Source organism: Microlunatus sp. YIM B11417, from assembly GCF_059617205.1.
Window position 1 is genome coordinate 173,704 of the sequence record NZ_JCAMPJ010000005.1, and the last position, 23,797, is coordinate 197,500.

Here is a 23,797-nt window from a genome sequence, read left to right on the forward strand (position 1 = left end):
CCTTACGGGCCTTCCGGATCCTCGTACAGCCAGTCCAGCGAGTCCTGGCTCGACTCGTTGTGTTCCACCTGCCGCGGAACGAGTTCTTGATCGGCGGCGACCACGCCGGCGACGACGTAGGCACCGCGGCCCAGTGCCAGCGTGTGCCGGCCGGCCTCGTAGCGGAAGGCATGAACGTTGATCTTGGGCAGGAAGTCCACGCCGATCCCGTTGCGCAGTACGGGTTCCAGGCCGCCGCGAGCGTCGGCATGGGTGTCGGTCTCGAGGTTCGGCACCTGCAGCCAGACCGGTTCCGGGTCCATGAAGTAGCCGATCAGGAGCGTCGCCGGCTCGGGCAGCGTCAGTTCCACGGCGACCTCGCCGGCGTACCCCGCGCGCCGCGGGATCCTGATGCCGCGGACGCCGTCGAGTTCGTCGGCGAGCTGGCGGATGTTGCCGTCGCTGTCGGAGAAGACCGACGTCCCCTTGCTGAGCGTGAAGATCTCGGCCTCGGGCGTGTGCAGCTCGAACTCCGCCGTCCGGTACGGATCCGGCAGCACTTCGGCCGCGCGCAGGGCGGCCGGCAGCTCGCCCCGGTCCAGCAGGTCGACGTTGCGGCGCAGGTGATCGAGCTCGGTCTCGTACTCGGGCAGGCACTGCCGCCAGTGTCCGTAGGTCTCCCCGTTCGGGAACGGGATCTTCCGTTGCGGGGTCTGCATGCTGTTCGCGTAGTGGTACGTCCGGTCGGTGAGCTGCACCAGTTCCCGGTACGCCAGCACGCTGTCGGCCACCTTGTTCACGGCGATCTTGAGCCGACCGACGTCGCCATGATCACCGCCGTGCGTCTCCCGGTAACTCATGATGTCGATCGCCGCGGACACCCGCAGCGCATAGAACCGGGCCAGCAGCGCCAGTGCCGCGACGTCGCTGCCCAACCGGCCGTACTCGTCCGCGGCGGTGATCACGGACGACGCGCCCCGGGCGACCGCGGCTTCGGCTTCGCCGGCCAGCCGCTGCACGTCCTCGATCACGCTCGGCGGCGTCTCGCCGACATGCGGCTCACCGGCGACCTCGCGGGCGACGTAGCGATCGAGCCGCTCGCCCTGCGGGGCATGGGAATCCCAGAGATCGGCCCAGGGCCGGAACCGCGCCGCATTGGTCAGTTGGCTCATGGTCATGCCGAGGCTCAGGGTCTGCCGGTTGCCTTCGGTGATCCCGAAGCGGCGCACCAGTTGCGGGGCGATCCGGCCGATCGCCTCGTAGGCCTCCAGCGCGGCGCTCCCGGCCTCCCTGCTGCCGAACTGCCCGGCCAGCCTCCCGATCCAGTGCTCCCGTTCGGCCTCCGGGTCCCGGTCGGCCCGCCAGGCGTAGCGGTGCCACGCCTCGTACCAGACCCAGTCCCGGTCCAGCTGTCGCAGCCGCGGCTCGGTCCGGTCCGGCGAGTGCGGCCATTCCCAGTAGAACAAGGGATACAGGTGCAGCCCGCCGGCGTCGAGCCGGTGCTTCATCGCCTGCACGCAGCGCTGGATGAAGGAGACGGCGCCGTACCGGAACGGCTCCAGGTTGGCCAGGATGTGCACGTTGACGATGTGGATGCTGCCCAGCGAGGCCAGGTAGCGGTGCCGCTCCTGCCAGGCGCCGCGCGGGCTCCGGGTGGTCAGCGACTCGCCGTTGTACTTCGCCTCGGTGAACAGGCGGGGATAGAGCGGAAGTGCCTTCTCCAGTACGGGCTTCAGGTCGATCGCGTGGTTGCGCACGATCACCGGCGGCGGCTCGACCGTCGGATCGACGGCCTGCCGGGCGGCCACCGCGTCGTTGACGCCGGCCAAGATCACGTCGGTGAACCACTCGGCGCCGTAGATGTCGCCCTGCAACACCTCGCCCAGGCAGACGTACAGGCCGATGCCGGTGTACTCGGAGGCGAACGCCGCGATCGCCGCCCGGGTGTAGCCGGCCACCAGCGGCGTCGGCTTCGGCTGCCGCAACGGGATGCCGTGGTGCTCGGCGAACGGCAGCGGGATGTGGATGTTGTAGAACTTCAGCACGACCCAGATGCCGCGCCGGTCGGCCTCGGTGGTGAGCCAATGCAGCAGGTCCCGGTTCAGCGCCAGTTCCTCGTCGGTGACCTCCTGCGCCTCGGGGTAGTCCGGCAGCCGGACGAACGACGAGAACGGGTGCCCGCTCCACAGGTAGATCACGTTGGATCGCTGTGCACACAGGGTTTCCAGCACCTCGAGCCAGTGCTCGCGATCGTAGAACCACCCGAATCGGTCCGGCGTGATCGGATACTCGTACGTCTGCCGCGGCGGCTCCAGCGTCGTCTTCTGCAGGCCGATCGCCGGACCGCGCAACACCAGGTCCGGGTTCTCGCCATGATCGAGATCGCGCGGCAGCCCACCGTCCCGGCGGATCACCCGGGCCAGTTCCTGGCAGCCGTAGAGAACGCCGGTGTCGTTGCCGCCGGTGATCACCGTGAGGTCACCGGGCAGCGAGGTCAGGTAGAAGCCGTCGTCGCGCGGCTCCGGCGTGGTGTACAGCAGGACGTCGTCCCGCTCCAGCTCCGTGATCACGGAGCTGGAGCGGTTGCCGACGAAGATCATCCGCTCCTCGCCCGTCCGTTCCCTGAGCCTGTCGAAGGGCGCCGGGCCTTGCCCTTCGACAAGCTCGGGGAGCGTTCCTGCGTCGCGGAGGGCCGCCACAAGCAGGTCGAGGCCGTACCGCAATCGAGGGGACGGGTCGGGCTCATGGGCGATGCGGATGATCACGGTGCTCCTCAGGGAATCCGGTCGAGCCGGAGGGCGGGTTCGGGGCGATGCACGCCGCGCGGCCGGTAGCCGACCGCGTCGCTCATGCCGGACAGATCGGCCAGCAGCCAGATGATCGCCAGCCACATCTCGGTGCCCTGCAGACCGGGTACGGCCTTGGGCAGGCCCGCGTTCTCCGGCCGGGCGGCGAGGAAGGCGAAGCCTTGATCATCCACCCAGGCGCCGAGGGCGTCGCCCAGCAGGGTCCGGGCCACCGAAGCGATCTCGTCGGAGCGATGGCTGGTCTGCCGAGCAGCGAGCCAGAGCGGGTGGGCGACGTCGAGCACGTTGCAGGCGTTCTGCCGTTCCGGGGCGAACAGGCTGCGGTCCCGGACGTGCTGCAGCACGGTGTCGATCACCCGTTCCGGGTACGCCACCGGCAGCCCGAACTGGGCGAACGTGCCGCGGGACGCGCGGTAGAACCCGTTGACCACCAGTAGCAGGCTGGACGTGTCGGCCCGGCCCCACATCCCGGTCGCCGGGTCGGCGTTGCGCACCATCCAGCCGATCACCGTGTCCAGCAGGAGCTTCGCGCGATCATGATCGGCCTCGGGGTGCCGCAGGTCCCAGAGCAGCGCGGTGCCGATCCCGTCGATCATGTGGCCCGAGCCCCAGGGGTTGCCGGTCCAGTTCAGCCCGTCCAGCAGCGCGGTGAGCCGGTCCGGGGCGAGTTCGGACACGGCCTTGATCGGATGCGGGAAGGCCGAGCCGAGCACGTCGAGCGCGTACCCGACGCAGAGGATCTCGTAGCTCCCACCGGAGGTGATGTCAGCCGGTGCCGGCAGCGGTGTGCCGTCCGCGTCGAGATCGGGAACCAATCCGGCCCCGGCATCCTGCAGCCGCGTGAGCCGCTCGACGGCCTGCTCCGTAGTCCACGGCGGGGGAGTGCGGCCGGTCAGGTACTGCGCGATCTCGATCGCATCGCAGTCGGCCCGGACGGTGAGCCGGCCGGCCATCGGATCGACATAACGCTGCCGCTCGTCGTCCCAGTAGGACGCCAGTACGGCCGGGCCCTGCTCCTTCGCCCGCGCGACGAACGCGGTCAGGGCCGTACCGAGATCATCCTTCGGGGCCTGGGCCAGCGCCGGAACCCGCCACTTGATCACCTTGGCCGGGTTGCCGCCGACCACCGCTCCGGCCGGTACGTCGCGGGTCACCACGGCTCCGGCCGCGATCATGGCCCGGTCGCCGATCGTCACGCCGTCGACGATCACGACATGCGACCCGATCCAGACGTCGGTGCCGATCGTGATCCCCTTGGACGTGGTCGGCTGCCTGAACACCCAGGTGTCCGGATCCGCCATCGTGTGATTGAAGCCGAGGATCGAGGTGTGCGCACCGATCCGTACCGCGTCGCCCATCGTGATCTTGCCGCGGACCACGGTGAAGGCGTTCACGGTGCAGAAGTCGCCCAGGGTGACCTCGTGCGAGAGGTAGGCGTGAGCGGCCACGTAGCTCCGCTTGCCCATCCGCAGCGTCTCGCACTGGACCGCGGCGAGTGGGCTGAGGAAGACCTCCTCGCCCAGCTGCCAGTCCGGATGCTGCTCGAGCAGTTGCTGCTGGTGTTCGAACTGGAGTTTCTTCTCCTCGTCGGTCGCCCGGCCGTAGAAACTCCAGGGTGAGTAGTCGTGGGTGAGATCGGCGGTGGTCATCCTTGCTCCTCCTGCGTCGGATGGGAGTCGTTCACTTCAGGCCCGTCGTCGCGATGCCCCGTACCAGATATCTTTGCCCGGCGATGAAGAAACCGATCACCGGGGCCAGCGAAACGACCGACATCGCGAACATCTGACCCCACGAGCTCTGCCCCTCGGTGTCCATGAACTGCCGCAGGGCGAGCGGCACCGTGTACAGCTCCGCGTCGGTCAGATAGAGCAGCGGCGAGAAGAACTCGTTCCAGGTCGAGATGAAGGTGAAGATCGCCGTGGTGGCGAACGCGGGCGTGCAGAGCGGAACCGTGATCCGCAGGAAGATCCGGAACGGGCCGCAGCCGTCCATCCGGGCCGCGTCGTCCAGTTCCCGGGGCAGGGCGCGCATGAACTGCACCATGAGGAAGATGAAGAACGCGTTCGTGGCCAGGAAGTTCGGCACGATCAGCGGCAGGTACGTGTTCAGCCAGCCCAACTGGGAGAACAGGATGTACTGCGGGATCAGCAGGACGTGGCCGGGCAGCATCAGCGTGCCGAGGGTCAGCGCGAAGAACAGCTTCCGGCCGCGGAACTCCAATCGGGAGAAGGCGTAGGCCGCCATCGAGCAGGAGATCAGGTTGCCGGCGATGCTGAGCACGACGATCAGGGCCGAGTTGAACAGGTAGTTCTCGAACCCGTACTCCAGCGCGGTCCAGCCCTCGGCGTAGTGCGAGAAGTCGAACTCCGCCGGCCAGAGTGACAGGTCGGTGAAGATCAGCGTGTCCGGCTTGATCGAGCTGGAGATCAGCCAGAGCAGCGGGTAGAGCAGTACGGCGCCGATCGCGCAGAGCAGCAGGTGCCGGGCGAACCGCGACCAGGCGGCCGAGCGGGGCTTGCGGGCGCGGCCGGGGATCGGGTCGGGCCGGCCGGCCAGCACGGCCCGCGGCTTCGGGGGATTGAGCGTCACCATGATCGACGATCACTTGTCCTCGTAGAAGACCCAGTACCGCTGGGCCAGGAAGTTCACCGCGGTGAACGCCGCGACGATGATCAACAACAGCCAGGCCATCGCGGAGGCGTAGCCCATGTTGAACTGGTTGAACCCCTGGATGTAGAGGTACAGGTTGTAGAACAGGGTGGAGTTGGCCGGCCCGCCGGAGCCGTTGCTCATCACGTAACCCTGGGTGAAGGTCTGCAGTGAACCGATCAGCGACAGCACCAGGTTGAAGAAGATCACCGGACTGATCAGCGGTACGGTCACGGACCAGAACTGCCGCCACCGTGAGGCGCCGTCGACCGCCGCGGCCTCGTAGTACATCGCCGGCACCTGGCGCAGCGCGGCCAGGAAGATCACCATCGGCGCGCCGAACGTCCACACGTTCAAGGTGATCAACACGCTGAGCGCGTAGTCCGGATCGGTCACCCAGGCCGGGCCGGCGATGCCGACGAAGCCGAGCACCTGGTTGATCACGCCGTCCCGGCCGAAGATCGCCCGCCACAGCATCACGACGGCGACGCTGCTGCCGAGCAGCGACGGCAGGTAGTAGACGGCCCGGTAGATCGGCAGTCCGGCCAGGCCCTGGTTGAGCAGCAGGGCGACGGCGAGCGCGGCCGCCAGCGACAGCGGCACCGAGGTGAACGTGTAGACGAACGTGACGGTCAAGGAGTGGTGCAGTCGCTCGTCCACCGCCAGCTGCTGGAAGTTGGCCAGGCCCACCCATTGGGGCGCGTTGAGCAGGTTGTAGTCGGTGAACGCGAGATACAGCGAGGCACCGAACGGGATGATCGTGAGCAGCATCCCGCCGAACCAGGGGATCAGGAAGACATAACCGGCCCAGTCCTGCCGGCGCCGGCGCGCCGGACGTACCGGGTGCGGCGGCGGAACGGCCAGTTCGGCGGGAGCTGTCATGATCAGCGCTTCCCGAGGATCTCGGCGCCCTTGCTGGTGAACTCGGTGCCGGCGTCCTTGGGCGTCGTCTTGCCAAAGCTCACCTCGTCGGCGAGCGTGGACAGCAGATCGCCCAGCTCCGAGGTGCCGAGCGGGTCCGGCACCGGGTCGACCAGCTTCTCCTTGGCCAGCTCGACCACGTAGTCGTTCGCGAACTGATCATCCGGCTCCAGCACGCCACTGACCGCGGCGGCGACCTTGGTGCTGGCTGGATTGCCCCGGGTGACGCCCATGGTCTTGTTGGCCTCGACGTCGTTGATCAGGAAGTCCAGCAGGGCCACGGTCTGGTCCGACGCCTTCGACTGCGCGGTGACCGACCAGAACAGGCCGGGGATGATCGCCATGCCGCGCCGGGTGGCCTGGGACTCGCCGGGGAACCACACCATGTCCAGCGTCTGCTTGGCGGCCCGGTTGAAGGTGGCGAAGCTGTTCGACGGGATCGCCTGGGTCGCGACCAGCCCGCGGGCGATCGGCGACTGGTCGGCCGACGGGCCGAGCGACTCGGCCCAGCCGGGCGGCGGCATCGCGCCCTTGGCCCGAAGATCAACGGCCTGCTGGAACCAGGCTGTCACGATCTCGGCCGGGACCGCGAGCTTGCTGTCGGCCGTCCACAGATCCTCGCCGTGCTGCCGGACGAAGATCCCGAACGTGAGCAGGTCGTCCAGCGGGTAGTCCGCGCCGTAGGCCTTCTTGTCGCTGGCCTTGGCGAATTCCGCCGCCAGCTCGGCGAAGTCGTCCCAGCTCCACGACTTCCCGTCCGGCAGGTCGATCCCGTACTTGTCGAAGACCGCCTTGTTCAGCGCCCAGCCCATCGAGGTGACACCGCCCGGCACGCCGTACAGGGAGTCGCCGACCTTGCCCGCGTTCAGCACGCCGCCCGGGATGTCGGCGGTCTTGATCAAGTCCTGCTTGGTGGCGAGATCCAGCAGCGAGCCGCGGTCGGCGAAGTCACGTAGGGATTCGCGGCGGACCGCGAGCAGGTCGGGCGGGTTGCCGCCGCCGAACCGTACCGCCAGCTTGTCGTCGTAGGCACTGCCGGACTGGAACTCGGTGGTGATCTTGAGCCCTGGGTTCGCCTTGCGGTACAGCTCGAGCGCGGCCTCGGTGACCTCGGCGCGCTGCGCGTCGCCCCACCAGACCATGTTCACGGTCGAGCCGTCCGCGGTGGCGGAACCGCCGCCGAACCGGTTGCAGCCGGCGGCCGCGGTCAGGGTTCCGGCACCGAGCAACAGGGCGGCGCGCCGGGTCAGGTTTGTTGTCATCGTCGACCTCGTCTTCCTTGGGGTCTTGCTAGGGGATGGGTACGGCGACGCCGAGGGACCGGAGCCGGTCCGGGGTCCAGGCGTGCCAGGCGTCCTGCAGGCGCTTCCGGGCCGCGTCGCCCAGCGGCGCGTGCGGCGGCCGGACGTCGCCGGCCGGAAGGCCGTCGAGCCGGAGCAGTTCCTTGAGTACGGAGACGTTGCACCGGTTGTTGCCGGCCGCGCGCAGCACCTCGACCGGGCGGACCAGGTCGAGCAGCGCGTACAGCAGGGGCAGATCGTTCTTGATCACCGCGTCGCGGACGGCGATGCAGAGTTCCGGCCGGACGTTGCCGATGCCGGTGGTGAAGCCGGTGATCCCGAGCGCGGCGAACGCCGGCACCCGCGACTCGGCCAGCCCGTTGACCCAGACGCAGTCGGCGCCGGTCGGCCCGCTCAGCAGCGTGGACAGGCCGAGCAGGTCGTCCCGGGCGTACTTCACGGCCGCGATGCCGGGATGCCCGGCCAGCCGGCCGAGATCACCGATGGTGAGCCGGGGCGAGCGGAGATAGAGCACCGCCGGCAGCGGCGACCGGTCGGCGATCCGCTCGTAGTAGCCGGCCACGTCGGCGCTGTCGCCGAACGGGTCGGCCGGCTCGTGCACCATGATCGCGTGGTAGCCGAGGTCGGCCGCCTCGGCCGCGGTGGTGATCACGTCGCCGACGCTGCCGATCACCCCGGCCAGGAGCTGCGCCTGCTGCCGACCGTCGGCCACGGCGCGGAGCATGATCGATCGCTCACCCGCGTCCAGCTGCTGCATCTCCGCCGTGTTGCCGAGCGCGGCGATCACGTCGATGCCGGCCGCGTCGACCCGCCGGGCGAGTTCGGTCGCGACCTCCGGGGCCACCCTCCCGTCCTCGGCGTACGGGGTGATGATCATGGTCGTGATGCCGGCGAACGCCTGCAGGTTCACGGCTGTGCCTCCTCGGACGGTTGCCTGGCCTGGATGCCGAGCCCGCCGTCCACGGCGAGGACGTGCCCGGTGATGTAGTCGGCGTCGTCCGACGCCAGGAAGCTCACGGCGGCGGCGATGTCGGCCCCGGTGGCCGCCCGGCCGAGCGGGATCTGAGCCCGGTGCCGGTCCCGCAGCGCCGCCTCCCGGTCCCGGTTCATGTCGGTGATCACCGCGCCCGGTGCGACCGCGTTGACCCGGATGCCCTGCGGCGCGAGCTCCAGCGCGGCGGCCCGGGTGAACGCCTCGATGGCGCCCTTCGTGCTGTCGTACGCCAGCGCCCTTCGATGCGCCTTGGTCGCACCGATCGAGGACACGTTGATCACCGAGGAGCCGGGCCGCATGATCCTGGCCGCGGCCGCGGTGCAGAGGAACGTGCCGCGGGCGTTGACCGTGAAGGTCGCGTCCCAGTCGGCCAGGCTGAGTTCGGCGAACGGGACCCGGCCGACGTACTGCACGGCCGCGTTGTTGATCAACACGTCCAGTCCGCCGAGCCGGGCGACCACCGAGTCGATCATGGACTCGACGGCGTCCGGGTCGGCGACGTCGGCCGGCACGGCCAGCACGGTGCCGCCGTCGGCCAGTTGCTCGACGGCCGCCCGTACGTCGTCGGCCTCGCGGTCGTTGATCGCGACCGCGGCGCCGTCGGCGAGGAACCGCCGGGCGATGTCCAGGCCGATGTTGCGGGCGGCTCCGGTGACCAGGACGCGGCGTCCGGTGAACCTCATGATCGTCCTCCGCGATCGGCACGGCCCTTGCCGGTCCGGTCCACCACGTCGGTGACCGCCGTGTCGGTCCAGCGCAGCGGGCCGCGGGAGGCGGCCAGCCGCTCCGGGTCGAGTTCCACGCCGAGTCCGGGTCCGACCGGCGGGTGCAGCAGGCCGCCGGAGTAGTCGACGTCGCCGGCGACGACATCGCGGGTGTAGAGCAGCGGGCCGACCGGGTCGGCGGGCTCGTCGGCGATCATGGTCGCGACGCCGAAGTGGGCCGCGGCCGCGGTGCCGATCACCAGCTCCTGGGTCGTTCCGATCAGGGCGCGCAGCCCGGCCGCCTCGGCGATCGCGGCCATCGACCGGGCGGGGGTGATCCCGCCCAGTGTGAACAGGCCGAGGTTGAACACGTCGACCGCCCGGGTCGCGGCGAGCTCGATGGCCCACCGGCGATCATGGACGTGCTCGCTGACCGGGACCAGGGTGCGGCTGCGGACGAAGGCCAGTCCCTCGGTGTCGCGTTCGTACGCCGGCGCCTCGACCAGCTGGTAGCCGATCTCCCGGGTGCGCTCGATGAACCGGGCGGCGACCCGGGCATCGAGCAGGTTGGAGAAGTCCAGCGACTTCACCGCCACCCGATCACCGAACCGATCCCGGAGCCTTCGCAGGAACGACTCGTCCAGGTCCAGTCGGCGGCCGACGTAGACCCGGAACAGGGTGAAGCCCTGGTCCAGCCGGTCGGCCACAAGATCAAGATTGGCGTCCACGTCCTGTGGCGTCTGCTGCCGGAAGATCGGGTACGCCACCGGCAACGACTCGCGGACCGCGCCGCCGAGCAGGTCGCTGACGGAAAGCCCGGCCAGCTTGCCGCGGACGTCCCAGAGGGCAAGATCGACACCGCAGCGGATCACCGACGTCTTGTCGTACAGCGAACCCGCCAGCGGGAACGAATCGGCCAGCCGCCGCTCCGCCTCGTTCGCGCCCTCGACGCCGACCGGCAGCCCGGCCAGCAGCTCGGTCAGGGTGCGTTCCAGTTCGGGAACGTCGACGTGGAAGCGGGGCAGATGCTGGAAGTCCGACATCTCGCCGAGTCCGGTGACCCCGTCGGTGGTGTCCAGTTCGACGATCACGTGGCCGCAGACCAGCCCGGTCGAGCGGGGGATCGCGACCGGGGTCAGCCGGACTCCGGTGATCTTGGTCATGACGGTTCGCTCTGTTCCAGTGAACGGAGTACGCCGGCCGCGGACCGCTCGATGTGATCACGGAGCAGTCCGGCCGCCTGATCGGCGTCGCCCGCCTCGAAGGCGTCCAGGACGGCGGTGTGCTCGTCCCACTCCGAGTCCGACGGTGTCGCCTCCGCCCGCCAGCCCGCGGTGGCGATGAAGGCGTTGAGCCCCTGCAACTTGTCCAGGAAGTCGATCATGAGCTCGTTGCCGCAGGCGGCGTAGAGATCACGGTGGAACCTGCGGTTGATCAAGCCGAGCTGGGCCGGCTGATCGTCCGCCAGCAGGGCACGGGCTTCGGCCAGGGCACGCCGGGCGGCCGGATGCGGCCCGGGCTCGCGCAACTCGACGGCCATCCGGACCGCGGCCGGCTCGACCGCCGCTCGGGCACCGGAGACGTCGCGCACGGTGGCGGCGTCGAGGGTCCGCACGCTCATCCCCTGGTACGAGTTCGCGACCACCAGGCCGCTCGACCGGAGCTGCTTGAGCGCCTCCCGGATCGGAGTCTTGGACACCCCGAGGCGGGCCGACAGGTCGCGTTCGACCAGGGGCGAGCCCTGCTTGAGGGTGCCGTTCAGGATCGCCTCCTGCAGCGCGTCCCGGACCCGGTCCCCGCGCGAGATCGGCTGCTCCAGCGACAACCGTGCTCCGTCATCGGTGACTGACATGAGCGCGATCTTAGTATCGTGCGATACCAACGGGCAAGCCCTTTCCCGAATGGGAGATGGACGGCATTGGGGCGGGGCGGGGTGGGCGGCGGGGCCGCGCGGCGAAGAGGGCGGGGCGGTGAAGCGGGCGGGGCGGTGAAGCGGGCGGGGCGGTGAAGAGGGCGGGGCAGCGAAGCGGGCGGGGCAGCGAAGCGGGCGGGCGGTGAGGCGGGCGGGCGGTGAGGCGGGCGGGCGGTGAAGCCGGGCGGGGCGGTGAAGCCGGGCGGGGCGGTGAAGCCGGGCGGGGCGGTGAAGCGGGCGGGGCGGTGAAGCCGGGCGGGGCGGTGAAGCGGGCGGGGTGGTGAAGAGAGCGGGGCGGTGAAGAGGGCGGGGGCGAAGAGAGGTGACGGCGGCCGGCCGAGGTCAGCCGAGTTGGTGGAGGCGGCGAGTCCGGTCGGGATCCTCGACCAGCAGCCGCGTCCGGTCACCGCCGGCGGCGTCGATCAGCCGGCCGGGCGGGCCCGTGACCGGCTCCGCGCCCGGGCCGATCACGGTCGTGGTTGCGCCGTCGCCGACCGCGATCCGCCAGCCCTCCGCGACCCGGAACACGCGCAGAACGGCGGCGCGGGGGTCGGCGGGGAGGTCGGGCAGTTCGATCCGCTGCCAGGCCGCGCCGTCGCCGAGCCAGCCGGCCACCTTGCCGTCGACGATGCCGGCGACCAGGCAGTCGTTCGCGCAGTCGACGTCGAGGGCGGTGCTCGCCGTACCGGCGGACGGAAGATCGACCCGCCGCCAGTCCGCTCCGGCGGAGTCCTGGATCCAGGTCGCGGCGTGGCTGAGCAGGCTCTCGTCGAGTTGCAGGGCGCTGCCGGCGATGATCGCCCGTTCGCCCAGCACGGCCGCCCCGCGCTCGGACAGCAGCTCCTCCGCCGTGCTGGCCAGGGCGGTCCCCTTCGAGTCGATCCTGGTCCAGGTGTTCTTCCGGGCCGTCCAGACCGTGATGTCCAGCCCGCGCGGTGAACCCCAGTTGCCGATGATCAGCGGGCCGTCGGGCCGGGCCACCATCGCGGTCAGGGAGCCGGCGTCCTGGCCGCCGAAGGTCCAGAAGATCTGCTCGTGTTCCCGAACTCCGCCCGGAGTGCCGGACCACACGCTCCACCGGACGTTGGCGTGCGCGCCGCCGCGGTCGCCGCCGAACGCGTACACCTGCTGACCGGCGATCGCGATCGACAACAGTGCTGCCGTGTGACCGTAGCCGGACTCGGGCGTCAAGGGGACTTCGCGGACGCCATCGGCCTGTTCGACCAGCAGCATCGGCCGGGCCGGATCGGCTCCGCGACCACCGATGATCAGGCCGTCCGGGCTCGGCGTGAGGGTCTCGGCCGCGAAGCCGGCCGGCAGCGTGTCGACGGTCGTCCAGACCGGAGCCGGCTCTGTCGCCGTACAGGCGGCCGGGAGGAGGAGCAGCAGGCCGGCCAGCAGGGAGCCGAGTCGTTGCCGCTGAGCCATGCCGTCCAGTCTGGCCCATGACGCGGTGGCGTCGGGGATGCAGCAAGATGGTGGGTCGACGACGTACGGCTGAGGAGGCAGGTAGATGAGGATCGAGGAACCGGCGGCGACCGCGCTGCTGGCCGGGGCGACCGAGGCCGTGGCCCGGCCCGAGTACGACCGCTCGGAGCTGGTGGCGGGCATCGTGCACATCGGCGTCGGCGGGTTCCACCGGGCGCACCAGGCGCTGGTGATCGATCGGCTGCTGCGCCAGGGCCTGGCCAAGGAGTACGCGATCTGCGGCATCGGGCTGCTGCCCGGCGATCGCCGGATGCGCGACGTGCTGACCGAGCAGAGCGGCCTCTACACCCTGGTCGAGAAGCATCCCGACGGGCGCCGCGAGGCCCGGGTGATCGGTTCGATCATCGACTACTTGTACGCGCCGGACGATCCGGAGGCGGTGATCGAGCGGCTGGCCCACCCGGACACCAAGATCATCTCGCTGACCGTGACGGAGGGCGGCTACAACATCTCGCCGGTCACCGGCGACTTCGATCTCGCGACGCCCGCGGTCGTCGCCGATCTTGCTCCGGACACGGTGCCGCAGACGACCTTCGGCTTGATCACCGAGGCGTTGCGCCGCCGCCGGGACCGCGGTACGGGTCCGCTGACGATCATGTCCTGCGACAACATCCAGGGCAACGGCCACGTCGCCCGGGATGCGTACACGACGTTCGCCCGCGCCAAGGACCCGGAGCTGGCCGAGTGGATCGCTGCCGAGGTGCGGTTCCCGAACTCGATGGTGGACCGGATCACGCCGGTCACCACCGACGCCGACCGGGCCGAGATCACCGACCAGTTCGGCGTCCGGGACGGCTGGCCGGTCGTCGCGGAACCCTTCTTCCAGTGGGTTCTGGAAGATCATTTCGCCGCCGGCCGACCGGACTACGACCGCGGCGAGGTGCAGCTGGTCGACGACGTGGAGCCGTACGAGCTGATGAAGCTGCGGCTGCTCAATGCCAGCCACCAGGGCATCGCCTACTTCGGTCACCTGGCCGGCTACACCTACGCGCACGAGGCGGCACAGGACCCGGTGTTCGCCACGTTCCTGCTCAACTACATGAACTCCGAGGCGATCCCGACGCTGCGGCCGGTGCCCGGCATCGATCTCGACGACTACACGAGGACTTTGATCGAACGGTTCTCCAACGCCGAGGTCAAGGACACCATCGCCCGGCTCGCGGCCGAGTCCTCGGACCGGATCCCGAAGTGGCTGGTCCCGGTGATCAAGGCCAACCTGAAGTCCGGCGGGCCGGTCCGGCTGTCGGCGGCGATCGTGGCGAGCTGGGCCCGCTACGCCGAGGGGACCGACGAGCAGGGCCAGCCGATCACCGTGGTGGACCGGCTGGCCGACCAGTTGACCGCGACCGCGAAGACCCAGCGCGAGGACAGGACGGCGTTCATCGCCGACCGCGAGCTGTTCGGCGACCTGATCGACGACGCGCGGTTCGTCGCCGCCTACACCGAGGCGCTCGATTCCTTGATCGACAACGGTGCCTACGTGACGCTGGAACGGTTGATCGCGGACCAAGCCTGATCGCGGACTAGGTTGGGGCGGTGAGCGTGGCGAACGGCTGGCAGGGGGCGTTGACGAACGACGCCGTCATCGCCATGGCCGGCCACGAGACGTACGCGCGGGGGATGGTGTACGCCCGCCGCGGGAACGTGTCCGGGGTGGAGTTCGACTCGGCCACCAAGACGCTGACGGCGTCGGTCCGGGGCAGCGGCGGTCACACGTACCGGACCGTGGTCGGGCTGAACGACTCGGATCCGCGGCGCGGCACGATCCCGTTCGGCCGCTGCTCCTGCCCCGTCGCCCGGGACTGCAAGCACGCGGTCGCTGTGTTGATCACCGCCCGCGGCCTGGACGGGCTGGTCCGCAGCCTGGACCGGCCGGAGTGGGAGCAGGTGCTGACCCGGCTCAGCACGGCTCCCGATCCGACCCCCTCCGACGTCGGAACCGCGCTCGGGATCGAGTTCGAGGTGCACCATCGGACCACGTACCGCGGCCAGGGCAACATCAGCGGCACCGAGACGCCCAGCCTGCGGGCCCGGCCGGTCCGGCGCACGGCCAACGGCGGCTGGGTCCGCGGCGGCATCTCCTGGGACGACCTGGACGCGCGGCACCTCGGCTACCCGCAGCAGCAGCAGGACCTGCTGCTGCAGTTCCGGTTCGCCTGCGGCCCGATGGCACGCTACGTGTACGGACGCTCGCCCTGGATCTCGTTCGACACGGTGGCGCCGCGGGTCTGGTCGTTGCTGGAGGCGGCGCCGGAACTCGGGCTCGGCCTGATCGAGGGCCGGAACCCGATCGAGGTCGGAGTCGATCATGCCGCGGTGCGCCTGGACGCGCGGCGGCTGCTGGACGGTTCGATCCTGCTCGGCCCGGTGATCATGATCGGCGGCCGGACGCTGCAGCCCGAGCAGATCGGGCTGCTCGGCGAGCCGGCCCACGGGTTGTTCAGCCACGACGGCGGGATCAGGTTGTACCGGCTGGCCGAGCCGCTGCCGCGGGAGCTGCGCCAGTTGATCATCGAGCGACGCAGCGTCGACATCCCGGCCGCGGACGAGCCACGGTTCACGGGCGAGTTCTATCCGCAGGTGCGGCGCAAGGCCCAGATCGTCTCCAGCGACGGCTCGGTCGAACTGCCCGAGGTCGCACCGCCGACGCCCGAGCTGATCGTCCGCTACCTGCCCGGGCACCGGCTCCAGTTGCAGTGGCGTTGGGCCTACCGAGTGACCGGCGCGGAGCAGCGGTTCGACCTCGACGAGCCGGTACGCACGCCCACCGTGCGCGACCCGGCCGCGGAGGCGCGGATCGCCGGCGCGCTGCCGCTGCCGTACGAGCGGATCCCGGAACTCGCCCTGCGCAAGGGGAAGCAGGTGCCGGCGCCGGCGGTGGAGCTGACCGGGATGGCGGCCGCGATCTTCTCGGCCGAGGTGATCGAGGAACTGGAGCAGGCCGGCGTCACCGTGATCATCGAGGGCGAGCGACTGGACTACCGGCCGTCCGAGACGGATCCGCTGGTCAAGCTGGAGACCACGTCGGAGACCTCGGACTGGTTCGACCTCAGGATCGACGTCTCGATCGACGGCGAACAGGTCCCGTTCGAGGAGCTGTTCGCCGGGCTGGCCCGCGGCGACGAGTACCTGATCTTGGAGACCGGCGTCTACGTCGAGCTGAACCGGCCCGAGTTCACCCGGCTGGCCGAGTTGATCGACGAGGCGCGGGCGATCATCGATGCCGACGACGAGCCGGGCACGATCCGGGTCAGCCGGCTCGCCGTGAGTGTCTGGGAGGAGCTGGTCGGGCTCGGTGTCGTGCTCGACCAGTCCGACCGGTGGGCCACCGCCGTGCGCTCGCTGACCACCGTGGCGGAGGGGGACAGCGAGCCGCCGCCCGAACTCGAGGCCACCATGAGGCCGTACCAGCTGGAGGGCTATCGGTGGCTGACCACCCTGTGGCGCAACGGGCTCGGCGGGATCCTGGCCGACGACATGGGTCTCGGCAAGACGATGCAGGCGCTGGCCCTGATCTGCCGGGCGCGGCAACAGCAGGAAGATCGTGATCATGGTCCGTGGCTGGTGGTGGCACCGACCAGCGTGGTCGGCAACTGGGCCCGCGAGGCGGCCACCTTCGCGCCGGGGCTGCGGGTGGTCGCGGTGGAGAAGACCGAGGGCAAGAGCAGGACGCCGCTCGCCGAGACGATCGCGGGCGCCGACCTGGTGATCACCAGCTACACCCTGCTGCGGATCGACGCCGAGGCGTACGCCGACGCCGGCTGGTCCGGCATGATCCTGGACGAGGCGCAGTTCGTGAAGAACCATCGGGCCCGGACCTATGCCGCGGCGCGGCGGGTCCGCTGCGCGGTGAAGCTGGCGATCACCGGCACCCCGCTGGAGAACAGCCTGATGGACCTGTGGTCCCTGCTGTCGATCGTGGCGCCCGGCATGTTCCCGCACCCGGACCGGTTCGCCGAGTACTACCGGCGGCCGATCGAACGGGGCGAGGACCCGGAGCGGTTGAGCCGGCTGCGTCGGCGGATCCGTCCGCTGATGCTGCGCCGGACCAAGGAGTCGGTGGCGCTGGACCTGCCGCCGAAGACCGAGCAGGTGCTCGATGTCGTCCTGCAGCCGAAGCAGCTGCGGCTCTACCAGACCCATCTGCAGCGGGAACGGCAGAAGGTGCTCGGCCTGGTCGACGACCTCGACTCCAACCGGTTCACGATCTTGAGCTCGATCACCAAGCTGCGCCAGCTCAGCCTGGACCCGGGCCTGGTCGATCCCGAGTACGCCGGCGTCGGCTCGAGCAAGATCGAGTTGTTGGTCGAGCAGCTGTCCGAGGTGATCGCCGAGGGACATCGGGCGCTGGTGTTCAGCCAGTTCACCGGCTTCCTGAAGTTGATCAAGGAACGGCTGGACGCCGACAAGATCGGGTACGGCTACCTGGACGGCAGCACCCGGAAGCGTGACGCCGAGATCGAGCGGTTCACCTCGGGCGACGTGCCGGTCTTCCTGATCAGCCTGAAGGCAGGCGGCTTCGGTCTCAACCTGACTCAGGCCGACTACTGCTTCGTGCTCGACCCGTGGTGGAACCCGGCTGCCGAGGCGCAGGCGGTCGACCGGGCGCACCGGATCGGCCAGACCCGGAACGTCATGGTGTACCGGATGGTGGCCCGGGACACCATCGAGGAGAAGGTGATGGCGCTCAAGGAGCGCAAGGCCGAACTGTTCGACGCCGTGTTGGGCGGCGACACCATGTCCGCGGCCGGCCTGACGGCCGACGACATCCGGGATCTGTTCGCGGGATAGCGTTCCGGTCATGGCCGACCTGTCCGACCTGACCGCCCGCCAGCTGGCCGCCGCCGTGCGTTCCGGCGACGTGAACCCGACCGACGTGGTGACCGAGGCCCTCGAGCGGGCCGAACGGCTCGGCCCCGAGGTCGGCGCCTTCGTGACCCTGACACCGGAACGTGCGCTGGGCCAGGCGGCCGAGCTGGAGCGTCGTCTCCGGGCCGGGGCGGAACTTCCTGCGCTGGCCGGGGTTCCCTGCCCGATCAAGGATCTGACCCAGGTGGCCGGGGTGCCGATCCGGCGGGGCAGCGCGGCACTCGATCCGGTGCCGGCGCCGGTGGACGACGGGGTGGTCACGCTGCTCCGCGAGGCCGGAACGATCATGGTCGGCAAGACCAACACGCCGGAGTTCGGGCTGCCGCCCTACACCGAGCCGGACGTCGCGCCACCGGCCCGTACCCCTTGGGATCTGAGTCGTTCGGCCGGCGGTTCCAGCGGCGGCGCGGCGGCCGCGGTGGCCGCCGGGCTGGTGCCGATCGCGCACGCCAGCGACGGCGGCGGCTCGATCCGGATCCCGGCCTCCTGCTGCGGGCTGGTCGGGCTGAAGCCGTCCCGGGGGCGGATCAGCCCGGGACCGTACGGCGCGGAGTCGGCCGGGCTGAGCACCCACGGCGTGGTGACCCGGGACGTCCGCGATACCGCGCTGGCGCTCGATGTGCTCGCCCACAACTGGCCGGGCGACGCCTTCGTCGCACCGCCCGGCGGTCCGTTCCTCGCCGCGGCCGGGGCCGACCCGGGATCACTGCGGATCGGATTGGTGCTGGAACCCTTCTACGGAACGCCGGGCGGGGTCGACCCGGTCTGCCGGGCCGCGGCCGAGCAGACCGCCGAACTGCTCGCCGAGCTCGGCCACCGGGTGGACGTCGGGCCCGCACCGCTGACGGCCGAAGCTCAACAGCGGGGGCTGGACGCGTTCGAGGCGCTCTGGGCGATCAGCGCGCTCGATGCTCCGGTGCCGGCCGAGGCGGAACGGCGGGTGACGCCGCTGACCCGGCACTTGCGCGAGGTCGGTCGCGGCGTCAGCGGGCTGCGCTACGCCCAGGCGGTGCAGACGGCGCAGTTGATCACCCGCGAGGTGGCCGATCGCTGGCAGGCGTACGACCTCATCCTGACCCCGACCCTGGCCCGGCCGCCGATGCCGATCGGGGGCTTGAGGAATGATCATGATCCGGTGGCCGAGTTCGCCGCCCAGTACGCGTACACGCCGTGGACCAACCTGGCCAACGTGACCGGCCGGCCGTCGATCAGCCTGCCGCTGCACCGGGCCGAGGTCGACGGCGTCACACTGCCGATCGGGGTGATGCTGACCGGCCAGTACGGTGCCGACGCCATGATCATCTCCGTCGCCGCCCAGCTGGAACAGGCCCGGCCGTGGCCGAGTGGGCCACGGCCGGTCCGATCCTGATCAGAGGCAGTCCCGGACTGCGTCGGCCAGGCTCGACGCCCGCGGCTCGCCGATCCGGAACGACCACAGGTTGGGCAGATAGCAGAACCCGATCGCGGAGTCCGGGTCGGCGAACCCGACCGATCCGCCCGAACCCGGATGCCCGAACGCCTTCGGGCCGGTCAGCGGCATCGGCGGGCAGGAGCGCCAGAATCCGAGCGACATGTAGAAGGAGCGGTTGGCCGGGATGTCCAGATCCGCCGGCAGCCCGTGCATCCGAGTCTTGTCGGTCTGCACCTCGATCGCCCGCTCGACCGTCGCCGGGTCGAGCAGCCTGATGCCGTCGACCTCGCTCACCGTCGCGGCGTACATCCGGGCTACCGAGCGGGCGTCCGTGTGCATGTTCGCCGCTGGGAACTCCGCCGCCCGGTATGCACGGGTCTCGAACACGGACTGGTCGGCGAGCGCACCGCCGACCGCTGCGGCCTTGGCCTGCACGGAATCCTCGCTCCAGAGCGCCTGGATCCACCGAGTCACCGTCTCGGCGTCCAGTCCCATGGTCGCGATCATCCCCTCGGTCATCTCCTCCAGGGTGAACGGCTTCGAGTACTCGATCCTGGCAACCTTCGGCTCCTGCGTCTCCGGCAGGCCGATCCAGGAGTTCAGACCCAGCGGGCCCGCGACCTCGTCGGCGAAGAAGGTGCCGAGCGACTTGCCGGTGATCCGGCGCACCACCTCGCCGACCAGATAACCGAAGGTCATGCTGTGATAGACGTGCTCGGTGCCCGGCTGCCACAGCGGCCGCTGCGCCTCGAGGGCCTTGATCACCGGATCCCAGGCGCAGGCGTCCGCGAAGGTCAGCGGACCGTCGACGACCGGCAGCCCGGCCTGGTGCGAGAGCAGCCAGCGGACCGGGATCTCCTCCTTGCCTGCGGCGCCGAACTCGGGCCAGTACTTGATCACCGGCGCGTCCAGATCCAGCTCGCCGCGCTGGGCCAGCAGGTGGGCGCAGATCGCCGTTGCGCCCTTGGTTGTCGACGCAACGAGGGCGATGGTGTCCTGCTGCCAGGGCTGCTGCGTCGCGCTGTCCCTGAGCCCGCCCCACAGATCGACCACACGTCGTCCGTCGTGGTAGACGGCACAGGCCGCGCCCACCTCGCCGGGATCGCCGCTGAAGTTCGCCCGGAACGCGTCAGCGACCTTCCCCCAGCCGTCCTCGACCTGCCCGTGCACCGTGATCTCGTTCGTATTCATGATGGTGTACGTCCCTCTCGCTCGACTTCGGATCTCGTCAGTGGAACCACCATCCGGGGCAGGGCTGTCACCGCCCTGACACGCACCTGACACTAGGAGAACCGCGGACTGGCCGAGCTCCATCCGGGGCCACCTGTCCTCAGCGATTCAGCCCGGCGATGACACTAGGATCGCAACCATGGTTGACGATCCGGGCGACGAGATGGCGATCGGGATCCTGTTCGACGTGCTGGTCGCGCACGAGCGGGTGGGTGCGCTGCTCCGGCTGGTCCTGCAACCGCTCGGGCTGACGCCGAGCGAGTATGCGGTGACCAGCCTGTTGATCACCGCCGGACCCATGACCCATGGGGCGATCGGCCAGCGACTCGGGATCACGCGGTCGACGCTGTCCGGACTGCTGGCCTCCCTGGAACGCAAGGACCTGATCGAACGGCGCCCGGTCGAGGACGGCCGGAGTGCGTTGATCATGATGACGACGACCGGCCGGCGGCTGCACCGGCGGGCCGAGCGGGCGGTGCAGCGGCACTGGACGGACCGGCAGGACCCGAAATCGATCAAGGAGACCCAGCGTCGGCTGACCTGGCTGATCGGGCGGCTGGAGGAGGCAGCGGACGAGGTCCGTTGATCAGGACCGCGGATCGGGGAACGCCGTCACCGTGTACGGCGGCGTGCCCGGAGCATGATCGAGTTGGCTGTTGACGACGAGGATCCGGCCCTGGTCGAGTGCGAGCGTCGTCGGCGAGTCCAGGCCGGTGTCCAGGATCTGCGGGAGTTGCCGGCCGGCCGTCAGATCCCGGTTCAGCTCCACGAAGTAGACGCCTTGCCGGCCGCCGGGCGCCTGGTAGTTGAGCACGGCGGCGAGTCGGCGGCCGGACAGCCGCATCCCGTCCGGCCCGAAGAAGTCGTTCGCCGCGCCCTCGACGCCGACGAACGCCGCGGCGCCGGTGCCGGGGTCGATCCGGATCAGGCTGCCCAGGCCCTGGCTGGACACCAGCAGCACTTCGGGGTCGCGGCCGACGACGATCCCGTTCAGGAACCACCAGCCGGTCTGGAACTCCGGATGCCAGTCGGTCGCGACGAACCACGGCCGCAGTTCGCCGCAGCCCGCGCCACGGAGCGGAGCGCGGTGCACCACAGCGTTGGCGTCGTCGGTGACGTAGACCGCGTCGCGGGTGAAGGCCAGGTCGTTGAGCGAGGGCGTACCGTCCGGCACCTCGACCTGCTGGACCAGCCGGCCGCGGAGGTCGTACAGGTCGAGGCCGTCGGGCCGGGTCACCCAGAGCCGGCCGCGGTGCCAGGACAGGCCGAGCGCGCGGCTTCGGCCCGCTTCCGCGCCGTTCGCGAACGGCCTCATCGTCGGTTGCCGGCGGTCGCCCACGACGACGTCGCCGGTGGTCAGACTGCCCACCCAGAAGCGGCCGCCGGGCCCGCCGACGATGCCCTCGGGCTGGAAGCCGGGCGCCGTGCTGATCACGTACTCGCGCGGCAGTCGTGGTGGTCCGGCGTGGGCCGGCTCGGCGCCCAGTGCCACCGCTGTCGCGGCACCGAGGCCGCCGGTGATCAAGGTCCGTCGCGTCAGCATGATCAACTCCCCGAGATCGTACGGATCCGAACTATCTCCGGATCCTACGGGAAAGGAGGGCGCTCCGGGGTAGGTTTGCGGAATGACGACCGAGAGTGCCCGCTACTTCGACTCCTGGTACGCCAACATGGCCGAATCGCCGCTGGTGGACGAGATCCAGCGCAAGCACCTGGGCCTGCCGCCGGAGCTGCCCTCGACCAGCCTGCTCACCTGGGACGGACTGGCGGAGGTGACCGCGGAACTGCGGCTGACGCCGGGGCGGACGCTGCTCGACCTGGCCTGCGGCCGCGGCGGCTACGGACTGGAGATCGCTTCGCGTACCGGAGCGAGGCACGTCGGCGTCGATCACTCGGCGGTCGCGATCGAGCAGGCCCGCCGGCTGGCCGATGATCTTGGCCGGGAGGCCGACTTCCGGGTCGGCGAGTTCGGCGCGACCGGCCTGGAGGACGATGCGGTGGACGGCATCGTCTGCGTCGACTCGATCCAGTTCGCGGATCCGCAGGCGGCAGCCTTCGCCGAGCTGCGGCGCGTCCTCGCCCCGGGCGGTCGGGTGGTGCTCACCTGCTGGGAGCCGCGCGGCGAGGCGTCGACGGAGCGGCAGGCCCGCCTCGCTCGGGTCGACCTCGCGGCCGGGCTGGGCCAGGCCGGCTTCGGCGACGTCTCCGTGGTCGATCGCCCCGAGTGGCAGGCCGCCGAGCGGGCGATGTGGGAGGAGGCCGTCGCCCTCGATCCGGGCGAGGACCCCGCCCTGCGTTCCTTCCACGACGAGGGCGTGGAGGCCGTTCAGCGTTGGGGCAGCCTGCGCCGTGTGCTGGCGACCGCCACCGCGCCCTAGTCCGAACGGCTCAGGCCCGCTCGACCGCCTGGGAGTCCGCCACCGAGCGCCGGGCGACGGGCGGAGTGACCCGTTCCGCGATCTTGGTCAGGCCGGTGGTCAACGGGTCCAGGTCCTCCGGATCGAGGGCGTCGAAGACCAGCCGCCGGACCTGCCGGACATGCTCGGGAGCCGCTGCCTGGATGGTGGCCAGCCCGTCGTCGGTCAGGCTGGCGAGCGTTCCGCGGCCGTCCACCTCGGACGGTGATCGGCGTACCCAGCCGCGCGCCTCGAGCCGCTTCACGACATGCGACATCCGGGACGGCGAGGAGTTGCTGCGCGCGGCGAGCTCGCCCATGGTCAACGTCAGGTCCCGGCTCTCGGAGAGCATCGCGAGCACGTAGTAGTCGACCATCCGCAGCCCGGAATCCTTGCTGAGCTGGGAATCCAGCGTGCTCTCCAGTCGCATCGCGATGTTGACCAGAGCGATCCAGCAGTCGTGCTCACGCTGGTCCAGCCAGGGTACGTCGTCCATGATCACGACCCCAGTGCGCGATGGCCGGCGGACAGGTCGAGGTAGTGCTTGGCGTTCTCGATCACCTTGCTCACCTCGGCATCGGTCAGTTCGCGGCGTACCTTTCCGGGCACGCCGGCGACCAGCGACCGGGGCGGGATCACCGTGCCCTCCAGCACCACCGTGCCGGCCGCCACCAGCGAGTTGCGGCCGACCACGGCACCGTTGAGGACCGTCGCGTGCATCCCGATCAGCGTGTCGTCCTCGATCAGGCAACCGTGTACCACCGCCGCGTGGCCGACGCTGACCCCGGACCCGATGATCGACGGATGCCCGGTGTCCGTGTGCACCACCACGTTGTCCTGCAGGTTGCTCCCCGCGCCGAGCCGGATCTCGGCCATGTCGCCACGCACCACGGCACCGTAGAAGACGCTGGCCGTCGCCGCGATCGTCACCTCGCCGACGATCGTCGCGTTCGGCGCGATCCAGGCCTCCGGATCGATGACCGGTGCGGTGTCGCCGTACGGAAGAATGAGCGGATTCGCCATGCAGGTCACCCTACTTGGGCGGCAATCGATCAGTCCGCGGAACGCCGGATCCACCCGCCCGCCCCGAGCCCGCGCCCACCGACAAGATCGCCGAGTGTGACCTTACGTACCGC

General features: G+C 70.3%; 19 protein-coding genes. 5 read left to right on the forward strand and 14 right to left on the reverse strand.

All coding sequences use genetic code 11. The annotated features are described in order from the left end of the window. Positions 1-2 precede the first annotated feature (2 nt). From AC6CCG_RS23265 to AC6CCG_RS23310, 10 genes are all read right to left on the reverse strand, one after another. Positions 3-2,579: a beta-N-acetylhexosaminidase family protein gene (locus AC6CCG_RS23265; RefSeq protein WP_496657102.1), complete on the reverse strand. Its 2,577-nt coding sequence runs from the start codon at positions 2,577-2,579 to the stop codon at positions 3-5. A gap of 173 nt (positions 2,580-2,752) precedes the next feature. Beyond that, entirely contained in the window at positions 2,753-4,435 is a 1,683-nt protein-coding gene (locus AC6CCG_RS23270) for an acyltransferase (RefSeq protein WP_496657103.1), read from the reverse strand. A gap of 31 nt (positions 4,436-4,466) precedes the next feature. After that, complete coding sequence (locus AC6CCG_RS23275) at positions 4,467-5,378, reverse strand: carbohydrate ABC transporter permease (protein ID WP_496657104.1); 912 nt, start codon at positions 5,376-5,378, stop codon at positions 4,467-4,469. Between the two features lie 9 nt (positions 5,379-5,387). Continuing rightward, positions 5,388-6,317, reverse strand: a complete 930-nt coding sequence (locus tag AC6CCG_RS23280) for a carbohydrate ABC transporter permease (RefSeq protein WP_496657105.1) — start codon at positions 6,315-6,317, stop codon at positions 5,388-5,390. 2 nt (positions 6,318-6,319) lie between these two features. Then, the gene (locus AC6CCG_RS23285) at positions 6,320-7,618 is read right to left on the reverse strand and encodes an ABC transporter substrate-binding protein (RefSeq protein WP_496657106.1); all 1,299 of its coding nucleotides are present in this window, start codon (positions 7,616-7,618) and stop codon (positions 6,320-6,322) included. Between the two features lie 28 nt (positions 7,619-7,646). Then, positions 7,647-8,567, reverse strand: a complete 921-nt coding sequence (locus tag AC6CCG_RS23290) for a dihydrodipicolinate synthase family protein (protein WP_496657107.1) — start codon at positions 8,565-8,567, stop codon at positions 7,647-7,649. After that, positions 8,564-9,334, reverse strand: a complete 771-nt coding sequence (locus AC6CCG_RS23295) for an SDR family NAD(P)-dependent oxidoreductase (RefSeq protein WP_496657108.1) — start codon at positions 9,332-9,334, stop codon at positions 8,564-8,566. Before AC6CCG_RS23295 ends, AC6CCG_RS23290 begins: the two co-directional genes overlap by 4 nt. Beyond that, complete coding sequence (locus AC6CCG_RS23300) at positions 9,331-10,518, reverse strand: mandelate racemase/muconate lactonizing enzyme family protein (protein ID WP_496657109.1); 1,188 nt, start codon at positions 10,516-10,518, stop codon at positions 9,331-9,333. Before AC6CCG_RS23300 ends, AC6CCG_RS23295 begins: the two co-directional genes overlap by 4 nt. Next, a complete protein-coding gene (locus AC6CCG_RS23305; protein ID WP_496657110.1) occupies positions 10,515-11,207 on the reverse strand; it encodes a GntR family transcriptional regulator in 693 nt (230 codons plus the stop codon). Before AC6CCG_RS23305 ends, AC6CCG_RS23300 begins: the two co-directional genes overlap by 4 nt. 402 nt (positions 11,208-11,609) lie before the next feature. Then, a complete protein-coding gene (locus AC6CCG_RS23310) occupies positions 11,610-12,695 on the reverse strand; it encodes a hypothetical protein (protein ID WP_496657111.1) in 1,086 nt (361 codons plus the stop codon). An 85-nt stretch (positions 12,696-12,780) separates the two neighbouring features. On the opposite strand from AC6CCG_RS23310, the gene AC6CCG_RS23315 reads away from it, so the two are divergent. The 3 genes from AC6CCG_RS23315 to AC6CCG_RS23325 are packed head-to-tail and all read left to right on the forward strand — an operon-like array spanning position 12,781 to position 18,993. Beyond that, positions 12,781-14,271, forward strand: a complete 1,491-nt coding sequence (locus AC6CCG_RS23315) for a mannitol dehydrogenase family protein (RefSeq protein ID WP_496657112.1) — start codon at positions 12,781-12,783, stop codon at positions 14,269-14,271. 20 nt (positions 14,272-14,291) lie between these two features. Beyond that, positions 14,292-17,546, forward strand: a complete 3,255-nt coding sequence (locus AC6CCG_RS23320; protein WP_496657114.1) for a DEAD/DEAH box helicase — start codon at positions 14,292-14,294, stop codon at positions 17,544-17,546. A gap of 10 nt (positions 17,547-17,556) precedes the next feature. Then, positions 17,557-18,993: an amidase gene (locus AC6CCG_RS23325; RefSeq protein ID WP_496657115.1), complete on the forward strand. Its 1,437-nt coding sequence runs from the start codon at positions 17,557-17,559 to the stop codon at positions 18,991-18,993. On the opposite strand, the gene AC6CCG_RS23330 is transcribed toward AC6CCG_RS23325, so the two are convergent. Continuing rightward, positions 18,994-20,226, reverse strand: coding sequence for a serine hydrolase domain-containing protein (locus AC6CCG_RS23330; protein ID WP_496657116.1), 1,233 nt, complete (start codon positions 20,224-20,226; stop codon positions 18,994-18,996). Positions 20,227-20,404: 178 nt separating this feature from the next. On the opposite strand from AC6CCG_RS23330, the gene AC6CCG_RS23335 reads away from it, so the two are divergent. Beyond that, entirely contained in the window at positions 20,405-20,851 is a 447-nt protein-coding gene (locus AC6CCG_RS23335; RefSeq protein ID WP_496657117.1) for a MarR family winged helix-turn-helix transcriptional regulator, read from the forward strand. Here the strand turns inward: AC6CCG_RS23335 and AC6CCG_RS23340 are convergent, their stop codons facing one another. After that, positions 20,852-21,808, reverse strand: coding sequence for an NHL repeat-containing protein (locus tag AC6CCG_RS23340; RefSeq protein WP_496657118.1), 957 nt, complete (start codon positions 21,806-21,808; stop codon positions 20,852-20,854). 82 nt (positions 21,809-21,890) lie between these two features. Between AC6CCG_RS23340 and AC6CCG_RS23345 the strand changes: the two genes are divergently transcribed. Continuing rightward, positions 21,891-22,643: a class I SAM-dependent methyltransferase gene (locus AC6CCG_RS23345; protein WP_496657119.1), complete on the forward strand. Its 753-nt coding sequence runs from the start codon at positions 21,891-21,893 to the stop codon at positions 22,641-22,643. Positions 22,644-22,653: 10 nt separating this feature from the next. Here AC6CCG_RS23345 and AC6CCG_RS23350 read toward each other — a convergent pair whose 3' ends face one another. Both AC6CCG_RS23350 and AC6CCG_RS23355 read right to left on the reverse strand, forming a co-directional pair. After that, the gene (locus AC6CCG_RS23350; protein WP_496657120.1) at positions 22,654-23,157 is read right to left on the reverse strand and encodes a MarR family winged helix-turn-helix transcriptional regulator; all 504 of its coding nucleotides are present in this window, start codon (positions 23,155-23,157) and stop codon (positions 22,654-22,656) included. A 2-nt stretch (positions 23,158-23,159) separates the two neighbouring features. Continuing rightward, entirely contained in the window at positions 23,160-23,684 is a 525-nt protein-coding gene (locus AC6CCG_RS23355; protein ID WP_496657121.1) for a gamma carbonic anhydrase family protein, read from the reverse strand. Positions 23,685-23,797: the final 113 nt, after the last annotated feature.